The 18,708-nt window shown below is 69.0% G+C and carries 19 protein-coding genes; 7 read left to right on the top strand and 12 right to left on the bottom strand.

All coding sequences use genetic code 11. The features are described from left to right. Window positions 1–23: 23 nt before the first annotated feature. The gene (locus tag ABD732_RS15885) at window positions 24–620 is read left to right on the top strand and encodes a phosphatase PAP2 family protein (protein WP_344785456.1); all 597 of its coding nucleotides are present in this window, start codon (window positions 24–26) and stop codon (window positions 618–620) included. Window position 621: 1 nt separating this feature from the next. Here the strand turns inward: ABD732_RS15885 and ABD732_RS15890 are convergent, their stop codons facing one another. Continuing rightward, window positions 622–870, bottom strand: coding sequence for a DUF2530 domain-containing protein (locus tag ABD732_RS15890; RefSeq protein ID WP_344785457.1), 249 nt, complete (start codon window positions 868–870; stop codon window positions 622–624). Window positions 871–954: 84 nt separating this feature from the next. On the opposite strand from ABD732_RS15890, the gene ABD732_RS15895 reads away from it, so the two are divergent. Continuing rightward, window positions 955–2,454: an NCS2 family permease gene (locus tag ABD732_RS15895; protein ID WP_344785458.1), complete on the top strand. Its 1,500-nt coding sequence runs from the start codon at window positions 955–957 to the stop codon at window positions 2,452–2,454. A 19-nt stretch (window positions 2,455–2,473) separates the two neighbouring features. Here ABD732_RS15895 and ABD732_RS15900 read toward each other — a convergent pair whose 3' ends face one another. Continuing rightward, window positions 2,474–3,709, bottom strand: coding sequence for a GNAT family N-acetyltransferase (locus ABD732_RS15900; RefSeq protein WP_344785459.1), 1,236 nt, complete (start codon window positions 3,707–3,709; stop codon window positions 2,474–2,476). Window positions 3,710–3,769: 60 nt separating this feature from the next. On the opposite strand from ABD732_RS15900, the gene ABD732_RS15905 reads away from it, so the two are divergent. After that, on the top strand, window positions 3,770–4,636 hold the full coding sequence (locus ABD732_RS15905) for a TrmH family RNA methyltransferase (protein ID WP_344785460.1): 867 nt from the start codon (window positions 3,770–3,772) through the stop codon (window positions 4,634–4,636). A 109-nt stretch (window positions 4,637–4,745) separates the two neighbouring features. Here the strand turns inward: ABD732_RS15905 and sepH are convergent, their stop codons facing one another. From sepH to ABD732_RS15920, 3 genes are all read right to left on the bottom strand, one after another. Further along, on the bottom strand, window positions 4,746–5,756 hold the full coding sequence (gene sepH, locus ABD732_RS15910; RefSeq protein WP_344785461.1) for a septation protein SepH: 1,011 nt from the start codon (window positions 5,754–5,756) through the stop codon (window positions 4,746–4,748). 158 nt (window positions 5,757–5,914) lie between these two features. After that, window positions 5,915–7,048 carry a phosphoserine transaminase gene (gene serC / locus ABD732_RS15915; RefSeq protein ID WP_344785462.1) on the bottom strand — a complete coding sequence of 378 codons (1,134 nt, stop codon included), beginning with the start codon at window positions 7,046–7,048 and terminating at the stop codon, window positions 5,915–5,917. Between the two features lie 43 nt (window positions 7,049–7,091). Then, the gene (locus ABD732_RS15920; protein WP_344785463.1) at window positions 7,092–8,219 is read right to left on the bottom strand and encodes a citrate synthase 2; all 1,128 of its coding nucleotides are present in this window, start codon (window positions 8,217–8,219) and stop codon (window positions 7,092–7,094) included. Between the two features lie 153 nt (window positions 8,220–8,372). Here ABD732_RS15920 and pdxH point away from each other — a divergent pair, with 153 nt between their 5' ends. Further along, window positions 8,373–9,041, top strand: coding sequence for a pyridoxamine 5'-phosphate oxidase (gene pdxH, locus ABD732_RS15925; RefSeq protein ID WP_344785523.1), 669 nt, complete (start codon window positions 8,373–8,375; stop codon window positions 9,039–9,041). Window positions 9,042–9,152: 111 nt separating this feature from the next. Here the strand turns inward: pdxH and ABD732_RS15930 are convergent, their stop codons facing one another. Continuing rightward, a complete protein-coding gene (locus ABD732_RS15930; RefSeq protein WP_344785464.1) occupies window positions 9,153–9,548 on the bottom strand; it encodes a cupin domain-containing protein in 396 nt (131 codons plus the stop codon). Further along, on the bottom strand, window positions 9,545–10,804 hold the full coding sequence (locus ABD732_RS15935) for a M24 family metallopeptidase (protein WP_344785465.1): 1,260 nt from the start codon (window positions 10,802–10,804) through the stop codon (window positions 9,545–9,547). The genes ABD732_RS15930 and ABD732_RS15935 overlap by 4 nt, the downstream gene beginning before the upstream one ends. A gap of 430 nt (window positions 10,805–11,234) precedes the next feature. On the opposite strand from ABD732_RS15935, the gene ABD732_RS15940 reads away from it, so the two are divergent. Next, the gene (locus tag ABD732_RS15940) at window positions 11,235–12,524 is read left to right on the top strand and encodes an MFS transporter (RefSeq protein WP_344785466.1); all 1,290 of its coding nucleotides are present in this window, start codon (window positions 11,235–11,237) and stop codon (window positions 12,522–12,524) included. 21 nt (window positions 12,525–12,545) lie between these two features. Here the strand turns inward: ABD732_RS15940 and ABD732_RS15945 are convergent, their stop codons facing one another. From ABD732_RS15945 to ABD732_RS15960, 4 genes are all read right to left on the bottom strand, one after another. Further along, entirely contained in the window at window positions 12,546–13,580 is a 1,035-nt protein-coding gene (locus tag ABD732_RS15945) for an oxygenase MpaB family protein (RefSeq protein ID WP_425553069.1), read from the bottom strand. 54 nt (window positions 13,581–13,634) lie between these two features. Then, a complete protein-coding gene (locus ABD732_RS15950; RefSeq protein WP_344785467.1) occupies window positions 13,635–14,018 on the bottom strand; it encodes a hypothetical protein in 384 nt (127 codons plus the stop codon). 81 nt (window positions 14,019–14,099) lie between these two features. After that, window positions 14,100–14,963, bottom strand: a complete 864-nt coding sequence (locus tag ABD732_RS15955) for a 5-oxoprolinase subunit C family protein (RefSeq protein WP_344785468.1) — start codon at window positions 14,961–14,963, stop codon at window positions 14,100–14,102. Beyond that, a complete protein-coding gene (locus tag ABD732_RS15960) occupies window positions 14,951–15,613 on the bottom strand; it encodes a carboxyltransferase domain-containing protein (protein WP_344785469.1) in 663 nt (220 codons plus the stop codon). Before ABD732_RS15960 ends, ABD732_RS15955 begins: the two co-directional genes overlap by 13 nt. A gap of 149 nt (window positions 15,614–15,762) precedes the next feature. On the opposite strand from ABD732_RS15960, the gene ABD732_RS15965 reads away from it, so the two are divergent. Both ABD732_RS15965 and ABD732_RS15970 read left to right on the top strand, forming a co-directional pair. Then, window positions 15,763–17,076 carry a citrate synthase gene (locus ABD732_RS15965; protein WP_344785470.1) on the top strand — a complete coding sequence of 438 codons (1,314 nt, stop codon included), beginning with the start codon at window positions 15,763–15,765 and terminating at the stop codon, window positions 17,074–17,076. Then, window positions 17,077–17,439: an FKBP-type peptidyl-prolyl cis-trans isomerase gene (locus tag ABD732_RS15970; protein WP_344785471.1), complete on the top strand. Its 363-nt coding sequence runs from the start codon at window positions 17,077–17,079 to the stop codon at window positions 17,437–17,439. It begins immediately after the preceding gene. Between the two features lie 91 nt (window positions 17,440–17,530). Here the strand turns inward: ABD732_RS15970 and ABD732_RS15975 are convergent, their stop codons facing one another. After that, entirely contained in the window at window positions 17,531–18,703 is a 1,173-nt protein-coding gene (locus tag ABD732_RS15975) for an ABC transporter permease (RefSeq protein WP_344785472.1), read from the bottom strand. Window positions 18,704–18,708: the final 5 nt, after the last annotated feature.

Below are 18,708 nucleotides of genomic sequence, written 5' to 3' on the forward strand. Positions count from 1 at the left end.
GCTCGCCAGGAGGCACCGCACCAGTGAATCTGTCGCCGTTCGCCTTCGACCAGAGCGTCACCGCGTGGGTGGTGTCCATCCGGTCCGAGCCGTGGAACTCGCTGTGGCAGATGGCGACGGTCCTGGGGGACACCCTCACCTTGACCCTGGTGGTGATCGGCGTCTTCGTTCTGGCCTGGCTCTCCGAGCGAATCGACCTGGCCGCGTTGATCGTCTTCGGCGGCCTCTCCGTCTACATTCTGATGACGCTGCTCAAGCATCTGTTCGGCCGGGACCGGCCCCCCGTGGCCGACCGGCTGATCGACGTGGACGGGCTGTCCTTCCCGTCCGGTCACGCGATGTGCTCGACGGTGATCCTCGGACTCACCGCGGTGATCTGTTACCGGCTGTTCTCGGCGGTGCGCGAACGGCCCGCGGTGCTGCTGGTGGCGCCGGTCCTGGTCCTGGTGATCGGGATGTCGCGGGTGTACCTCGGTGCCCACTGGGCGTCGGACGTACTGGTCGGATGGGCCCTCGGCCTGATCTGGCTGGCGGTGTGCCTGGTGGCCCACCAGCAGATCACCAAGTGGCTGCGCCTGCGCACGCAGCCGGCGCCGCGCGCGCCGGCACAGCGGAACTGAGCTACTCCAGGCCCTCCTGGGCGCCCTTGCTGCCGCGCCGCACGGCGGCCTGCTGCACCAGCACGATCACCGTGCCGAGCACACCGACGGCCAGCCCCACCCAGCAGACCGCCAGGGCACGATCCGGGCCGATCCCGGTCACCCCGACGACGACGGTCGCGACCAGCCACGCGAGCATGCCGGCGACGATCACCGGCGCGGGTGCGCGCAGCCGCGCGGGCAACTCGGGGACTCCGGTCTGCTCGGACATGATCTCTACGGTAGCTTCTCCCGGGTAGGAACCCGGTTTCCCCTCGGCTTCGCAGCCAGGCGAGCAGCAAGGACTTCACGTCGAATGAGCGACACCAACGAGCCGGCGACCACCGCGGAGGAACCGGCGGCCCAGCCGCCGACCGGGGAGAGCACCCCCGGTTCCGGGCGGATCGCCCGATACTTCAAGGTCGCCGAGCGCGGCTCCACGTACAGCCGCGAGGTCCGTGGCGGCCTGGTCACCTTCTTCACGATGGCCTACATCGTGGTGCTGAACCCGATCATCATCGGCGGTATCGCGGGCCAGTCCCGTAACGCCGACATCAACGGCGACGTGCTGCCGATGGCGGCGGTGGCGGCGGTGACGGCGCTGGTGGCCGGTGTGATGACGCTGCTGATGGGCCTGGTGGCGAACTTCCCGTTCGCCATCGCCGCGGGCCTGGGCATCAACAGCCTGCTGGCGGTGACGATCGCCCCGGAGATGAGCTGGCCGGCGGCGATGGGGCTGGTGGTGATCGACGGCATCATCATCGTGATCCTCGGTCTCACCGGTTTCCGGACGGCGGTGTTCAACGCGGTTCCACCCGAACTGAAATCGGCGATCGCGGCCGGTATCGGCGCCTTCATCGCGTTCATCGGCCTGGTCGATGCCGGCTTCGTCTCCCGCACCGAGGGCGGGCCTCCCGTACAGCTGGGCGTCGACGGTTCGGTGGCGACCGTGCCCACCCTGCTGTTCGCGGTGGGCGTGCTGCTGATGGGCGTGCTCACCGTCCGCAAGGTGCCCGGTGCTCTGCTGATCGGCATCGTGGCGATGACGATCGTCTCGCTGATCGTGGAGGCGATCTGGCACCTCGGCGCGGCCGACGACAACCCCGACGGCTGGGCGATGAACACCCCGGGCATGCCGGACAGCCTGTTCGGCGTCCCCGACCTCTCCCTGGTGGGGCAGGTGGACCTGTTCGGGGCCCTGGAGCACGTCGGCGTGCTGATCGCCTGCGTCTTCGTCTTCACCCTGGTGCTGTCGAACTTCTTCGACGCCATGGGCACCATGACCGGTGTCGGCAAGGAAGCCGGCCTGACCGATGCGAAGGGCAATCTGCCCGGCATCGGCAAGGGCCTGGTGGTCGAAGGTGCCGGTGCGGTGGTCGGCGGCGGCGCTTCGGCGTCGTCGAACACGGTCTTCGTCGAATCGGCCGCCGGTGTGGCCGAGGGCGCGCGGACCGGCCTGTCGAACGTGGTGACCGGTCTGCTGTTCCTGGTCGCGATGTTCTTCACGCCGCTGTACGAGATCGTGCCGATGGAGGCGGTCACCCCGGCGCTGGTGGTGGTCGGCGCGCTGATGATGGCGCAGATCCGCGACATCGACTTCTCGCGCTTCGACTACGCTCTCCCGGCGTTCCTGACCATCGTGATCATGCCGTTCACCTACTCGATCGCCAACGGTATCGGCGTCGGCTTCATCGCCTGGGTGGTGCTGGCGTCCGCGCGCGGCAAATGGCGTTCGGTCCATCCGCTGCTGTGGGTGGTGGCGCTGCTGTTCGTCGTCTACTTCGCCCGCGGCCCGATCTCGGCCTGGATCGGCTGACCCGGCCGCCGGCCGGCACTCAGAAGTAGGTGCCGGAGAACGGCGCGCGGCGAGTGGCCAGCAGTGCGTCGACCAGGTCGAGCGTGGCCGCCGAGTCCGTGTCGAGACGGCCGGCCGCGGCGAAGTCGCGCGCGGAGATCCCGCCGGTGTACATCGACGACAGCACCGAGATGCCGAGCGTCGCCCGCGGGATCCCTTCCGTGCTCGCCGATTCCGGATCTCGCTGCACCGTGGCGCGCCCGTCGGAGACCTCCAGCAGGTAGTTGCCCTCGCGGCCGTCCCAGCCGTCGGTCACCGACAGCAGCACGGTGCCGTCGACGTCGTAGGTGCGTGCCTGCAGGGCGGCCACCACGTCCAGGATCGACACCCAGAGTTCGTCGGTGCGTGCCGTCGACTGCACGGCGCGGGCGTCGTACAGCGACAGCGGCAGGGTCTCGTCGACGGGCACCTTCGCGGTGATGGAGCTGACCAGGTCCAAACCGGTCAGCACCCGCCACAGGTCGGTGTGCGCCTGCTGCGTCACGGTGCAGAGCTCCTCGACGGTGGCCGACGATTCGCGGGCGTCCATCCGGTACGCGGCGTAGCCGTCGGCGTGCAGCAGGTAGTACAGGCCCGAGGTTTGCGAGTTACGCCGGAAACCGCGGTCGGCCAGGATCGACGACCACCACTCTTCCGGCCGGTGGACGGCGCCGGGGCGGGTCAGCGCCCAGCGGGCGTGCAGCCGGGGGACCGCCGCCGCGATCTGGTCGGGGGTGCCGTACCGCACGCGGGAATCCTCCGGGGCCTCGGTGCGCCAGTGCACGGCGCCCGGATCGACTGTGATGCTCTGCGCGTAGCAGGCGGGTCCGAACCCGAAGCGCTCGTAGATGCCGCCCTCGGACGCGGTGAGGATCGCCAGCGGCAGCCCGGCCTCGTGCCACGACCTGAACTGCTCGGTCAGCATCCGGCGCAGCAGGCCGCGACGGCGGTGAGTGGCCGTCACCGACACCCATGACAGGCCCGCGCTGGTCACCGCGGTGCCGCCGGGCACGGTCAGCGGCAGCTGGTGGTACAGGGAGACGGCCACCAGCGGGTCGCCGTCGCTGCTCTCATCGCGGACCACGATGGCCTCGGCCACCTTAGTCCGGAACTCGGCGATCTCGGCCTCCGGCAGCGGCGCCGGCAGCGCGAAGCTGCGGGCATCGAGGGTGATGATCTCCTGCCAGTCCTCGTGACGGGCAGGGCGCAGGTGCAGGGTGGAATGGTCGCTGCTCACCGGTACGAGTCTGCCAAACCGCTTTGGCCGCCACACACCGGATGTGTCACCGTGTACCCCGTGCAGCAGTCAGCGGGCGTCGACGTCATCGATATCACCGACCCCGGCGACCCGCGCGTCGACGACTTCCGGGACCTCAACTCCGTGGACCGGCGCCCGGATCTGCCGGCGCTGCCCGGCGGACGCAAAGGCAAGGGGCTCGTCATCGCCGAGGGCGTCACGGTGGTGCAACGGATGATCGCGTCCCGGTTCGCCCCGCACGCCTTCCTGGGCGTCGACAAGCGGCGGCGGGAACTGGGCGCCGATCTCGAGACGCCCGCGCTGGCTGGGGTGCCGTTCTACCGTGCCGAGGCCGACGTGATGGCCGAGATCGTCGGCTTCCACCTGAACCGGGGCGTGCTGGGCGCCGCCCGCCGTCCCGAACCGCTCTCGGTGGCGCAGGTGCTGACCGGTCCGGACGGATCCGGCGACCGCGGTCCCGAGACCATCGCGGTGCTCGAGGGCGTCAACGACCACGAGAACATCGGCAGCATTTTCCGCAACGCCGCCGGACTCGGCGTAGATGCGGTGATCTTCGGTGAAGGCTGCGCAGATCCCCTGTACCGCAGGAGTATTCGCGTCTCGATGGGACATGCGCTGCTGGTGCCGTTCGCCAAGTACGACAGCTGGCCGCACGACCTGGAAGCCGTCGGCGACGCCGGCTTCACCCTGGTGGCGTTGACCCCGGGGGAGGGCGCGGTGCCGCTCACCGAGGCGGTCGGTGCGGCGAAGACGGCCTTCCTGGTCGGCGCGGAGGGACCCGGCCTGGCCGAGCACACGATGCGGCGGTGCGATGTGCGCGCGGTGATCCCGATGAGTCGCGGCACCGACTCGCTCAACGTCGCCACCGCGGCGGCGATCGCCTTCTACGAGCGCGCCCGCCGCTGATCCGACCCGGGTTCCTGCGCACTGACCTCGGCCGCCCGCACACCCACTTCGGACACGCGCACTCTGCCGAATGGGCATATCCGAAGTCAGTGTGGATGGACTCCGAATGTCAGTCGTCGGGGTGGCTGCGGACGCCGAGAAGCACGTCCTCCCACGCCGGGACGGCGGGCTTGGCGCGCTTGGCCCGATGCCGGGTGACCGGCCGGGCGGGCTCCTCCGCGGAGCCGGGCTCGGCGGGGTCGTCGGCCTCGTGTGCGCCGTGCTGCGCGGCGGACGGTGCGTCCCCGGGCTCGGGGACGGTCGGTTCGGCGGCAGGCGGTTCGGCGGCGGTGGGGCCGGCGGCGGCGGGGGTGGTGGAGTACTGCAGGTCCAGCACGTCGGCTAGTGGCGGCTGGGCGCGCCGCGGCTGCGCCTGCTGCGCGCCGATCAGCGAATCGGCGTCGACGGTCACCTCTTCGTAGCCGTCCGGACGAACCTCGCGCCGCGGCTCGGCGCGCCGGGTGGGCACCGCGGCCAGTCGGGTCCGGCGGGCGGCGCGCGCCGTCTCGGGATCGGTCAGCTCCACGGCGAGTTGGTCGATCGGGTCGGTGGTGCCCCCGTGCGTGCCGGGCTGGAATCGCCAGTGCGCGAAGTTCTCGGTGCTGCCCTCGTAGTACGACAGCTGGACCATCCAGTGGCCGTCGTCGCCCTTCCACGAGTCCCAGCGCGCGTCGGCGGGGACCCCGCCGCGCAGGACCAGGCATTCGGCGACCAGTTCGCCCAGCGTCGACAGGCTGGGGCCGTCCATACCCAGGGGGTGGGAGGCGCGGGCCAGTTCGGCGGCGCGGGACCGTTCCAGCAGGACCGGGTGCGCGTAGCGCTCGATGCGCGAGGTGGACACCCCGGCGATCTCGGCGAGCTCGTCCACCGAGGCGCCGGCCCGGATACGGGCCTGGATCTCACGGGGACGCAGGGCGGCATCTCCGGCGACCGGCATCTGCCCGAGTTCGGTGGTGTCCGCACGCGCCGCGGCGCGCAGGTCGTCGTCGGCGCGGATCCGGAAGTGCTCGTCGGTCTCCCGGTCGATACAGACCACGTACCGGCCATCGGATTCGACGCGAAGCACTTCGAGCTCCCGCATTCGATACCTCCTCCGGTGGCCGGGCCGCTGAGCGGGGACGGTTGCGGTCCACCCTAACCGAACGAGCGGCGGCTCCGGGGTGGACACGCGGCAAAAGCACTGATCAGCCGCCCCGGAGAGGGGAACGGCTGATCAGTGGATGGGGCTGGGGAACCAGGTCAGAGACGTTCGACGATGTAGTCGATCGCCGCGGTGAGCGTGGTGACGTCCTCGGGTTCGATGGCCGGGAACATGCCGATGCGGAGCTGGTTGCGGCCCAGCTTGCGGTACGGCTCGGTGTCGACGATTCCGTTGGCGCGCAGCGTCTTCGCGACGGCGGCGGCGTCCACGTCGTCGTTGAAGTCGATGGTGCCCACCACCTGGCTGCGGTGCTCCGGGTCGGCGAACGGGGTGGCGAAGGCACTGGCTTCGGCCCAGTCGTACAGGCGCGAGCTGGAGTCGGCGGTGCGGGCGACGCACCAGTCCAGGCCGCCGTTGTCGTTCATCCAGCGGATCTGATCGGCCAGTAGGAGCAGCGAGGCCACCGCCGGGGTGTTGTAGGTCTGGTTCTTGCTGCTGTTGTCGACGGCGGTCGGCAGCGACAGGAACTCGGGGCACCAGCGGTCGCTCGCGCCGATCTCGGCGACGCGCTCCAGCGCGGCCGGGCTCATGATCGCGATCCAGAGGCCGCCGTCGGAGGCGAAGCTCTTCTGCGGCGCGAAGTAGTAGACGTCGGTGGCGCTGATGTCGACGGGCAGGCCGCCGGCGCCGGAGGTGGCGTCGATGGCGACCAGGGCGTCACCGGCGGCCGCGGGGCGCAGCACCGGCACAGCCACGCCGGTCGAGGTCTCGTTCTGCGCCCAGCCGACCAGGTCCACGCCGGCGAAGTCGTCGGCGGTCAGCGCGGCCGGATCCGGGGCGGTGCCCGGATCGGTGGAGATCACCGCCGGGTCGGCCAGGAACGGAGCCTTCTTGGTGACGGTGGCGAACTTCGACGAGAACTCGCCGTAGGTCAGGTTCAGGGCGCGCTCGCGGACCAGGCCGAAGGCGGCGGCATCCCAGAAGGCGGTGGTGCCGCCGTTGGACAGGACCACCTCGTACCCGTCGGGTAGCGAGAACAGGTCGCTCAGGCCCGACCGGATGTCGCCGACCACGTTCTTCACCGCGGGCTGGCGGTGGCTGGTACCCATGATCGAGGTCCCGGCCTCGACCACCGCCTGCAGCTGCGCGGGGCGGACCTTGGACGGACCGCAGCCGAAGCGGCCGTCGGTGGGCAGGAGTTCGGCGGGCAGCGTGATCTGCGAATCGGTCATGGCGACCAGTTTAAGGCGTGATCTGTGCCGCACCCGGCGTGGGTCAGGCGGCGGGCGCGGGCACCACCGATGCCCAGCCGACCACGTCCTCCGGGGTCCGCGGGCGCGGGCCGGTGTAGATCGCAGCGGGCCGGACCAGCCGGTTCAGCTTCTTCTGCTCCAGGATGTGGGCGCTCCAGCCGGCGGTGCGGCCGCAGGTGAACATCGCCGGCATCATCGGTGCGGGCACCTGGGCGAAGTCGAGTATCACCGCGGCCCAGAATTCGACGTTGGTCTCGATGGCCCGATCCGGGCGGCGCTCCCGCAGTTCGGTGAGGGCGGCCTGCTCCAGGGCCGCGGCCACCTCGTAGCGGGGCACGTTCAGTTCGGCGGCGGTGCGGCGCAGGACGCGGGCGCGCGGATCTTCGGCGCGGTAGACGCGGTGCCCGAAGCCCATCATCTTCTCTTTGCGATCCAGGATGCCCTTGACCAGGGCGCGGGCGTCGCCGGTGCGCTCGACCTCTTCGATCATCGGCAGCACGCGGGCGGGGGCGCCGCCGTGCAGCGGCCCGGACATCGCGCCCACGGCGCCGGACATCGCCGCGCCGGCGTCGGCGCCGGTGGAGGCGATCACCCGGCCGGTGAAGGTGGAGGCGTTCATGCCGTGCTCGGCGGCACTGACCCAATAGGCGTCGATCGCGCGCACGTGGCGCGGATCGGGCTCGCCCTGCCAGCGGGTCATGAAGCGTTCGGTGATCGTCGCGCATTCGTCGATCCGCGCCTGCGGCACCGGAGGCTGATCGCCGCGCGCCGACTGCGCCACGTACGACAGCGCCTGCGCGGTCGCCTTGGCCAGGTCGTCACGGACCTGGCCTTCCTCGATGTCGAGCATCGGCTGGAATCCCCAGGACGGCGCCATCAGTGCGAGTCCGGCCTGCACGTCCACGCGCACGTCGCCCGAGCGGATGGGCAGCTCGATCGGTTCGGCGGGGGACAGGCCCGCGCCGAACTCCCCGTCCACCAGCAGAGCCCAGACGTCGCCGAAACTGACGCGCTGTTCCACCAGGTCCTCGATGTCGACGCCGCGGTAGCGGAGGTTGCCGCCGTCCTTGTCCGGCTCGGCGATCTCGGTGGTGAACGCGACGACGCCTTCCAATCCGGGAACGAAGTCGGCGGGAATGTTCTGCGACACGGTTTCTCCTCTTCCTGCAGCGGGCGCGACGCCCGGGGTCGACTCTAACCGGGCAGGTGCCGCCCCGTCGTGTTCAATGCGAACGCCCTCATCCACAGTCGATGAGCGGTCAGTAGCATCCGATGAGTGAGCGAAGATCTCGATCTGGCGAATATGCGCGTCGGTTACGGGCAGGCCGCCACCGCGGGGGCGGACGGAGTGGCGCAGCACCTGGATCCGGCGTGGCTGACCGGCGACCCGCCGTGGCTGGCGCTGTTCCAGCGCTGGCTGGCCGAGGCGGTCGCCGCGCGGATCCCCGAACCCAACGCCATGGTGCTGGGCACCGTCGATGAGCACGGACATCCGGCTACCCGCACCGTGCTGTGCAAGGGCGCCGACCCCGGCGGGGTGGTCTTCTTCACCGACTACGAATCGGCCAAGGGGCGCGATCTGGCCGTCAATCCGATCGGTGCGGTGACCTTCCCGTGGATCGCACTGGAACGGCAGGTCCACTTCCGGGGACGGGTGGCCAAGGTGGACCCGGCCGAGACCGCCCGGTACTGGACGGCGCGTCCCCGTGGCTCGCAGCTGTCTGCCCGCGCGTCTGCGCAGTCGCAGCCGATCGCCTCGCGTGCCGCGCTGGAGGCCGCGGCCCAGCTGTCGGCCACCGAGCTCGGCGGGGTCGACGGCACGGTGCCGGTTCCGGTTCCGCCGCACTGGGGCGGCTACCGGCTGGAGCCGGTCAGCGTGGAGTTCTGGCAGGGCCGGGCCGACCGGCTGCACAACCGCGCAGTCGCGGTGCGCGAGGGCGACCGCTGGGTCACCAGGCGACTGCAGCCCTGAGTCTGCTGCAGTCTCCAGTGGTGGTCCGGGCGCTCCGCTCCGTGATGCCTCGACACTGCAGATCCGCAATTCCGATCATCGTGGTACGGAGTCGCCGAGCGGCCGGATCGGCTAATCCGGCATGTGAATGGCGGCGACCATGACGTCGTCGCTCGATACCACCCGACTTCGATGTCCCGGGCCGCTGGCGTCGGTGAACCTCACGATGCCTCCCGGTGTGAAGGTCGATGTCGATCCGTCACTAGTCGTCACTTCTAGCGCGCCGCTCAGAAATATCATCCATGTCGGAACGGGTGTGTTATGGAAGTCGTTCTCGAAGCCGGAGGGGAACTGGTAGAGGATCATTTCGCCCCGTCCGGCGGCCGCAGCGAGCAGCGTTCCAGCCCCAGTCGTCCCAGGGACCGTCTCTAGATTCACGAACTCATTGACCAGAGTCGACTCGTCGTCGGGTCCTTGAACGACGATTGCACCGTGTTCGATTTTCAGTTCTCGATCGGAGTGCATCATCGCGGTCCCATCAGTTTCAAGGGGGTCGAATAGGTGTTCTCCGGACCGTCCTTGGTGATGATGTACACGTTCTCCATGTGGCACGGACCCAACTCTCCTCCGTAATAGAGGCAGTCGAGGCTGATCACCATGTTCTCCTCCAGCTGGAATCCCTGAGCCCTGGCCCGCCCCTGCGCTGGAAAGTCGAACGGGAACTCCAGAGTCATGTGTCCGATTCCGTGAGCCAGCACCAGAAGCTTCTCCGGTACCGGAATTCCATTGTCCCGTAGGTGATCATGGGCGATCTTCGGGAGTCCGCCGGTCCACGCGCCCGGCTGAAGCTCCGCGACCATCAGCTCGAAAGCATCGCGAAGCACATCGTGAAGACGCTGGTACTCGGCGGTTGGCTCCCCAATCACCGCGGTTCGATTGATATCGATCCAGAATCCTTCGCAGACGCCCTGGGTCTCCAGGATGACGACCTGGCCCGTATCCAACGGACGATCGTCACGGGTACGGAAAAGCTCTGGTATGAATGCATCCCGGAACGTTCCGCCGAACAGCATCGCACCTTCGTCGACTGGAACCGCCTCCAGGCGAACCATCGTGTCGGCGACGGCGTTCTGAACCTCATTCCACGAAACCCCGGGCCTCAGGGCATCTGCCGCTGCGGCGAGCGATTTATCGGCAACTCTTCCGACGCGCCGAAATGCCTCCAATTCGGGTTCGGTCTTGACGATCCGTGAGCGGATGAGTGTTTCCAGGGCATCGACACCGTTGAAATTCAAGCCGGAACGGCCCAAGTGTGCCATTACCCGCAAGTCATCGAAACCTATGGTGCCGGAATCTAGCTGGTGGTCGATCAATGCGGTCCGAATCGACTCGATTATGTCCGGTTCGCAATTACCTCGAACGCGCTCGCCGTAGACTTTCACCGACTCTTGTCCGATCAAGCTTGCTGCGGCAGCGGGATCGTCCGAGCGCATGACTTCGCAGAAGTTGATCATGTCGAAGACCCGGATCTCATCAGCTCGGTCAGGATTGCCGGCCTCCTCCTGGACCATCAGCAACGCCAAGTTCGCTTCCGGGAGGAAGAGCATCACGGGCTTTTCCGGGTCCAGGGGAACCACGGCTGCAGCGAGCGGTTCATGGAGTTGCCACTTCTCCAGAACTGAGGTGTATCCGGTCGAATAGAGCACGTTGTGGGGTGTCGTGAGGACGACCGCGTCCATGTGGTCGTCGGCCATGAGGCCGCGAAGGCGTTCGATTCTTTGCACGTTGGTTCTCCGTTTTCAGGTTGCGCATACGAGTGGGTCGTGCCCGTGTGGGTGCGGTGTTCTCTTCGATTTCTCCGCTTGAGGCAGGGCGACCCCCGCGGTTGATCCGACTCAGGCACTGAAGGCTCGATGACGCACGGCGCCAGTGCCGTGTACCACAATCAGGACTATCTATGCTGTTAGTCACATTGATGATCATGATAGGCACGACTATGACATATCGGACACACGACGGCAAGGTTTCGCACGCGACGAATCTCGAAAGACGGGCACTGGAATCTGCTGCGTCCGGGTGGGACACAGGGTCGGAGCGGGCGTTGTAGAGTAGCCGTCCGCCGGACGATTACCTGTGCACCACCCTCGGTCGGAGCGCTCGTTCAGGACCGGCGGCGGTGCGATCGTCATCAGTCCAATGAAGCCGGGGGGTTAGATGGCCAGGATCTTCGCCGACACCCGACCGCTCGCCGTCGCCAACTTCCGGCGATTGTGGTGGGCCAACATCGTCACGGTCATTGGGGCGCAGCTGACCGTCGTCGCCGTACCGGCGCAGCTGTACGCCATCACCGGCAGCTCCGCCTATGTCGGGCTCGCCGGCCTGTTCGGGCTGGTGCCGCTGGTGGTCTTCGGACTCTGGGGCGGCTCCCTGGCCGACGTCTTCGACCGCCGCAAGATCCTCATCATCACCACGCTGGGGCTGATCGGGACGGCAGCGCTGTTCTGGCTGCAGGCCTTCGCCGAGTGGAACAACGTGTGGCTGCTGCTCAGTCTGTTCGCGGTGCAGCAGGCCTTCTTCGCGGTGAACCAGCCGACCCGCACCGCCGTGTTGCCGCGAATCCTGGACGACGAGCTCCTGCCGGCGGCGAACTCGCTGAACATGACGGTGATGCAGGCCGGCGCGATCGCCGGGCCGCTGGTGGGCGCGTCGCTGATCCCGGTACTCGGGTTCTCGCTGCTCTACATGTTCGACGCGATCTGCTTGCTGGCGACACTGTGGGCGGTGGTGGCGCTGCCGTCGCTGCGCCCCGAACGCGACGGCGAGCGGCCCGGCACCCCCGGCCTGAAATCGGTGATCGACGGGCTGGTCTATCTGCGTCACCACCCGGTGCTGCTGGCCTCGTTCGTCGTCGACCTGATCGCCATGATCTTCGGGATGCCCCGCGCTCTGTTCCCGCAGATGGCGCACGAGAGCTTCGGCGGCCCCAACGAGGGCGGCATCGCCTTCGCGTTGCTGTTCATCGCGATCCCGCTGGGTGCGGTGCTCGGCGGCGTCTTCTCCGGCTGGGTCTCCCGCGTGGAACGGCAGGGCCGCGCGGTGGTGATCGCGATCCTGATCTGGGGGCTGTCGATCGTCGTGGCGGGGGGAGCGCTGTTCTTCGCACACGGCACCGCGCTGCCGGTGCTGCCGATCGTGGTGGTCGCGCTGATGGTCGGCGGTGCCGCCGACATGGCCTCGGCGGCCTTCCGGCAGACCATGCTGCAGGCCGCGGCCAGCGACGACGTGCGCGGCCGCCTGCAGGGCGTGTTCATCGTGGTGGTGGCCGGCGGCCCGCGGATCGCCGACGTGGCCCACGGGGCGTCGGCGGCGATGGTCGGCACCGCCGTCACCTTCGCCGGCGGCGGCGTGCTGACGGTGATCCTGACGGTGGTGGCCTCGCTGGCCTTCCCGCTGTTCTGGCGCTACCGCGTCACCCGGCGGGGCGAGCCCGTCACCGAGGTGTAGTCCCGCCGGTGGCGGGAGGGATCAGTCGTTGACGTCGTTGCTCTGCCACGGCAGTTGCGCGCGGCGTGCGGCGTGCGCGGGGCAGTAGTGGATCGGGTTGTCGCGCTCGGCGCCCGACGGCAGGTTGCGCACCGGGGTCTCCAGCAGCGGTGCGTCCACCGGAACGCGGCCGGTCAGCCGGTCGTTGGCGTCGCGCGGACGCGGGTGATCGCGATAGCGGCGGGGGAGCAGCCGCATGCCCAGGTCCACGGCCCTGCCGAACCGGCGGAGTCGCTTCTCGTCGGCGTCGGTCCACGTCAGGCCCATCATCTGCCGGACCGGCTCGTCGTACAGGCCGGTGGTGATCCACATGAACAGGCGCTGGACCACCTTCACCTGGCGGCGCCACAGCCACAGCGGCATCCACGACGACATCCACGGCGGCGGCGGGAGCTGGGTGATGTCCAGGACGGTGCGCACCGCCTCGTGGTCGGCCAGCACGCGGCGGCACATGTCATCCCAGTAGGCGAGGAAGTCTTCGTAGGTATCGGGGCACGGCCGCATGCTGACCCCGTACATCGCGTACCAGGTGCGGGACTCGTCGAACAGTCTGCGCTTGTCCTCCTCGGAGATCGGCGGTCCGAAGACCTCCGCGCAGCGGATGTTGCCGTACCAGAAGGTGGCGTGCGCCCAATAGAAGACGTCCGGGTCCAGCGCGTGATAGCGGGAGCCGTCGCGCATGGTGCCTTTGATGGTGAGGTGATAATCGCGCACCTGCTTGCCGGTCTCCGGCGTGCGGTCGAAGACGACGCCGCTGATCGGATACAGCGACCGCTGCAGGCGTTCCCAGCGCTCCCCGAAGAAGTCGGAGTGGTCCCACACGCCGGCGGCCAGCTTGGGGTGCATGTTCTGCATGGAGCCCGACCACAGGCCCATCAGCATGCCGCGCCAGCTGCCGAAGTACTTCCAGGTGACCGAGTCGGGGCCGAGCATGTCCGTCGGCTCGACGCCGGTGACGGCCCGGTGCGCCGTCGGCGGGGAGGAGAGGAGCGCTGGGACGGGTGCCACCTGAGTCATGACACAGAATCGTACATCTGTCTCAACAGAAGAGCCAGGCCCATGCCCGGCGGGCTACCGGGGAATCGCGTTCGAGGCGATGTGGAAGCCGATCAGCAGCATCGGCAGGGCGGGGACGATGGTGAACAGAATCAGCGCGCCGGTCGCCCAGGGCCGGCTCCCGGCCTGGGACTTGACGACGAGGCAGGTGAGCGTGATCCCGGTGATCACCAGGATCACCGAGAGCGCGGCGGCGATCAGGGTCGGGGCCACCGATTCCGATCCCTCGCTGAGTTCGAGCTGGACCGACAGAACGGTGAGGAAGGCGACCACGGTGGCGATCTCGGCGAGCAGTGCGGCGACGTTGACCGCCCAGGCGGCGTAGAGCAGCCCTCGCGGGCGTGGGGAGCGATCGTCCGGGATGAAGGACGACGGGGCGGGCAGTGGCGCAGCAGACATTCGGCGAGTCCTTTCCGCTTCGGGTGTCTTTCACTGTCGCAGCGGGCCGCCGCACCGCACATCGGTAGAACTACGCGGATGTCAGGTGAGAAGCAGCCGGACGACGTCCCCGGCGATCAGTTGTGCGGCCCGGTCCACCGATTCGGCGGTGAGCACGGCCGCCACCGGGTAGCCGCCGGTCACCGGGTGGTCGGCCAGGAAGAGCACGGGCTGGCCGCTCGGCGGCACCTGTACCGCACCCAGCGGTACGCCTTCGGAAGCCTGCTCGCCGCGGCCGGGCCGCAGCGCCGGTCCGGTGCCGCCGGTGGGATCCAGGCGCACGCCGATCCGGTTGCTGGCCGGATTGACCGTCCACTCCCGGCGGGTGAGGTCGCCGGGGACGGCGAGGTCGTCCAGGCGCGGGCCGGGTCGGGCGATCAGATCGTGGCGGTGCGGGGCCGGCGGCGGTCCGGGAGCGAAGGTGCTCGGCGGCCATTCGCCGCCGCCGTCGCCGACGGTGAGGCGATCACCCGGGCGCAGCGGCTCGGGCCCCAGCCCGGACAGGGTGTCGGTGGAGGCCGAACCGAGGACCGTCGGCACCGCGAAGCCGCCGCGTACCGCGATGTAGTTGCGGCAGCCGCGCGGTGGGGGCAGCACTTCGACCGTCTGGCCGTCGTGCACGCCGATCACCGCGTGGCTGCCGGCACCCCGGCCGTCCACCAGGACCCGGGTGACCGGGCCGGTCACGGCCAGTACCACCAGACCGTGGGCGCGGGCCGCCCAGCCGCCCATCGTCGTCTCGATCGCCACCGCCGATTCGGGGTTGCCGACCAGTCGGTTGGCCTGCCGCAGCGCACCGCGGTCGGCGGCGCCCGAATGTGGCACCCCAAGGTGTGCATACCCTGGTCGGCCGAAATCCTGGAAGCTCGCCAGCGGGCCCGTCGCGGTGACCGTCAGTCCACGCATGTGAACCTCACGACGTCGCCCGCCGACAACCGTGCGGGCGGCTCGTCGGCAACATTCCACATCTCGATGTCGGTGTGCCCCAACAGAAACCAGCCTCCAGGACTGGTGCGCGGGTAGACGGCGCTGTATCCGGCGGCCGCGGCCACCGCCCCCGGCGGCACCGCCGGCCGCGACTGTGCGCGGCGGCCCAGGGCGGTGAAGACGGCGCGCGCCTGCGCCGGTCCGGACTCGGGGACCAGATAGCCGAAACCCGGTGCGAAACCCATGAACTGCACCCGCCAGGAGACCGCGGTGTGGGCGTCGATCACGTCCTGCGGCGTCAGGCCCGCGTGGTCGGCCACCGCGCGCAGATCGGCGCCGTCGTAGTGCACGGGGATCTGCGTCTCCCGGCCGTCGCCGGCACCGGTGCCGACCGGGGCGGGGTGCGGCCGATGCAGGACGCGGCGGACCGCCAGCACGTCCAGTCCCGTCCCCGGCTCGGCCTGAACCAGGACCGCGTGGGCGGTGGGCACCACGTCGCCGACGGCCAGCTCACCCGCGGCTGCGGCCGCCCGCAGGCGATGGGCGGCCGTGAGCGCGGCGGCCGCCGGATCGGAGGTCGCCGAGAAGTCCAGCACGACCGCGTCGTCGCCCGCGGGCAGCTCTCGCATGACACCAAGTTACCGGCTGTGGGTAAGCTGAGCGGACGGCGAGAACCGTCTGCGGACCAGCCTGAGGGACCCTCAGTTGGAACGTCCGAGCGTCAGCCGACTAGCTTGTAACCCAGCAACTGGTCAGACCGCGAGTTTAAGGGGTTTGTGTGTCCGCGGAGAAAGCAACGACCGACGATCAGGTGAGCGGTACCTTCACCTACCCCGGCGGGTCGATCGACCTGCCGATCCTGAGGGCCACCGACGGCAGCGATTCGGTCGCGCTGGGTCCCTTCCTGTCGGAGACGGGGCTGACCACTTTCGACAGCGGCTTCGTCAACACGGCGGCCACCAAGTCGGACATCACCTACATCGACGGTGACGCCGGCATCCTGCGCTACCGCGGGATCCCGATCGACCAACTCGCCTCGAAGTCGACGTTCATCGAGGTCAGCTACCTGTTGATCTACGGTGAGCTGCCGAGTCCGGCCGAGCTCGAGACCTTCACCGACCGGATCCGCCGGCACACCCTGCTGCACGAGGACCTCAAGCGGTTCTTCGACGGCTTCCCCCGCAACGCGCACCCGATGCCGGTGGTGTCCAGCGCCGCGAACGCGCTGTCGGCCTACTACCCGGATTCGCTCGACCCCAAGGATCCCGAGCAGGTCGAGCTGTCGACCATCCGTCTGCTCGCCAAGCTGCCGACCATCGCGGCTTACGCCTACAAGAAGTCGGTGGGCCAGCCGTTCCTGTACCCGGACAACTCGCTGGGGCTGGTGGAGAACTTCCTGCGCCTGACCTTCGGTTTCCCGGCCGAGCCGTACGAGGTGGACCCGGAGATCGCCAAGGCGCTCGACATGCTGTTCATCCTGCACGCCGATCACGAGCAGAACTGCTCCACCTCCACGGTGCGGCTGGTGGGGTCGTCGCAGGCCAACCTGTTCACCTCGGTCTCGGCCGGTATCAACGCCCTGTGGGGGCCGCTGCACGGCGGTGCCAACCAGGCGGTCCTGGAGATGCTCGAGGGCATCCGGGAGTCCGGCGGCGACACCAAGGACTTCATGCGCAGGGTGAAGGACAAGGAAGACGGCGTCAAGCTCATGGGCTTCGGGCACCGCGTCTACAAGAACTACGACCCGCGTGCGGCCATCGTGAAGCAGACCGCCGACCAGATCCTCACCTCCCTGGGCGTCCAGGACGAGCTCCTGGACATCGCCAAGGGCCTGGAAGACGTCGCCCTGAACGACGACTACTTCATCGAGCGCCGCCTGTACCCGAACGTCGACTTCTACACCGGCGTGATCTACCGGGCCATGGGCTTCCCGACCCGCATGTTCACCGTGCTGTTCGCGCTCGGCCGCCTGCCCGGGTGGATCGCGCACTGGCGCGAGATGCACGCCGACCCGGCCACCAAGATCGGTCGGCCGCGTCAGCTGTACACCGGATACACCGAACGGGACTACGTCCCGATGGAGGATCGCTGAATGAGTTCCAAGCCCGAAGTCGAATTCCCCGAGGGCCCGGCACCGACCGAGCTGGAGATCACCGACCTGATCATCGGTGACGGCGAGGAGGAAGCCGTCGCCGGCGGCATGGTGGACGTCCACTACGTCGGCGTCGAGTACGACACCGGTGAGGAGTTCGACTCGTCGTGGGACCGCGGTCAGTCGGCCAACTTCCCGCTGGGCGCACTGATCCAGGGCTGGCAGGAAGGCATTCCGGGAATGAAGGTCGGCGGTCGCCGCCGCCTCGTGGTGCCGCCGGAGCTGGCCTACGGACCCGCCGGAGGCGGTCACCGGCTCTCGGGCAAGACGCTGATCTTCATCATCGATCTGCTCGGCGCCTGACGCCACCGCACAGCCGACGACGGCGGCGCACCGGACATCCGGTGCGCCGCCGTCGTTTCTGTGCTGCGATCGCTTCTGCGTCGGGCCGGAGTCAGCGCCCGGTGAGCATGCCGCCCACCTCGGACCAGCTGGTCCGGCTGCCGGTGCGCAGGACCGACCGGCTGTAGATCCGCGCCGAGGCCCAGACCACCAGTGCGCAGGCGGCGATCATCACCACGAAGCTCAGGGCCACCGTCGCCGAGGAGGCGTCGCCGACGGCGATCCGGATCGGCATCAGGACCGCGCTGAAGGGCGGGATCCAGCTGAGCACCTGCAGCCAGGTGGCGTCGATCGCCTGAACACCGAAGATCCCGGAGTACAGCACGGCCAGCGCCAGCATGGTCAGGGGGGTGGAGGCGCCGTTGAGCTCCTCCTGCCGGCTGACCATCGCGCCGGTCGCCGCGTAGAGGGCGGCGAAGAACAGGAACCCGAGGATGAACCAGGCCACCACCGCAGCGAACATCATGCCGGCGGTGCCGGCGATGGTGAGCAGCCCGGTGGCCGAACCGGCGATCAGGGCGGTGGCGCCCAGGACCACCACCTGGCCCAGCGAGATCACGCCGATACCCAGGATCTTGCCCCACAGCAACTGCAGCGGGCGCACCGAGGCCAGCAGGATCTCGACGATCCGCGAGGTCTTCTCCTCCACCACGCCGACGGCCACCATCAGGCCGCCGGTCATGATCGCCATCATCAGCAGGATCGAGCCGATCATCGCCACCGAGATCCGCTGGGCGGCGTCGGGGTCGGCGGGTTCGAGCTGCTCGGCGGTGACGTCCGGTTCGGGCACGTCGGCGGCGTTCAGGCCGCGCTCGGCCAGCCAGGCGGACGACTGGTACTGCGCGATGGCGTTGCGCAACGTGCCGTCGAGGCCGGTGCTCAGGTCCTTCTCGGACAGCAGTGTGTAGCGATCGCCGGGGCCGGCGACGACCACCGCTTGCAGGTCGCCGTCGCCGAGGCGGCTGCGGGCGTCGGATTCGTCGGGGACGCCGGTGACGGTGACCGTGGTTCCGGTGGCCTCACCGGTGTGTTCGATGGTCTGCGACAGCGCGGTGTCGCCGCCGACGAGGCCGACGTGCTCGCTGCTCTCGCGGTCGGCCAGCATCGACCAGACGATCGCTCCGGCGACGATCACCACCATCATGATCGCGGTACTGACGACGAAGGACTTCTCGCGGGCGCGGGTGTTGATCTCGCGGCCGGCGATCAGCAGGACATTGGTCATGGTCG

The organism is Gordonia caeni (genome assembly GCF_039537105.1).
In the GTDB taxonomy this organism is placed as follows: Bacteria; Actinomycetota; Actinomycetes; order Mycobacteriales; family Mycobacteriaceae; genus Gordonia; species Gordonia caeni.

Coding starts and splice junctions, on each gene's coding strand:
- serC (WP_344785462.1), bottom strand. CDS start 7,048: ATGACCGATTCGCAGATCACGCTGCCCGCCGAACTCCTGCCCACCGAC.
- ABD732_RS15945 (WP_425553069.1), bottom strand. CDS start 13,580: ATGACTCAGGTGGCACCCGTCCCAGCGCTCCTCTCCTCCCCGCCGACG.
- ABD732_RS15960 (WP_344785469.1), bottom strand. CDS start 15,613: ATGCGAGAGCTGCCCGCGGGCGACGACGCGGTCGTGCTGGACTTCTCG.
- ABD732_RS15970 (WP_344785471.1), top strand. CDS start 17,077: ATGAGTTCCAAGCCCGAAGTCGAATTCCCCGAGGGCCCGGCACCGACC.
- ABD732_RS15895 (WP_344785458.1), top strand. CDS start 955: ATGAGCGACACCAACGAGCCGGCGACCACCGCGGAGGAACCGGCGGCC.
- ABD732_RS15940 (WP_344785466.1), top strand. CDS start 11,235: ATGGCCAGGATCTTCGCCGACACCCGACCGCTCGCCGTCGCCAACTTC.
- ABD732_RS15890 (WP_344785457.1), bottom strand. CDS start 870: ATGTCCGAGCAGACCGGAGTCCCCGAGTTGCCCGCGCGGCTGCGCGCA.
- sepH (WP_344785461.1), bottom strand. CDS start 5,756: ATGCGGGAGCTCGAAGTGCTTCGCGTCGAATCCGATGGCCGGTACGTG.
- ABD732_RS15975 (WP_344785472.1), bottom strand. CDS start 18,703: ATGACCAATGTCCTGCTGATCGCCGGCCGCGAGATCAACACCCGCGCC.
- ABD732_RS15950 (WP_344785467.1), bottom strand. CDS start 14,018: ATGTCTGCTGCGCCACTGCCCGCCCCGTCGTCCTTCATCCCGGACGAT.
- ABD732_RS15955 (WP_344785468.1), bottom strand. CDS start 14,963: ATGCGTGGACTGACGGTCACCGCGACGGGCCCGCTGGCGAGCTTCCAG.
- pdxH (WP_344785523.1), top strand. CDS start 8,373: ATGCGCGTCGGTTACGGGCAGGCCGCCACCGCGGGGGCGGACGGAGTG.
- ABD732_RS15930 (WP_344785464.1), bottom strand. CDS start 9,548: ATGATGCACTCCGATCGAGAACTGAAAATCGAACACGGTGCAATCGTC.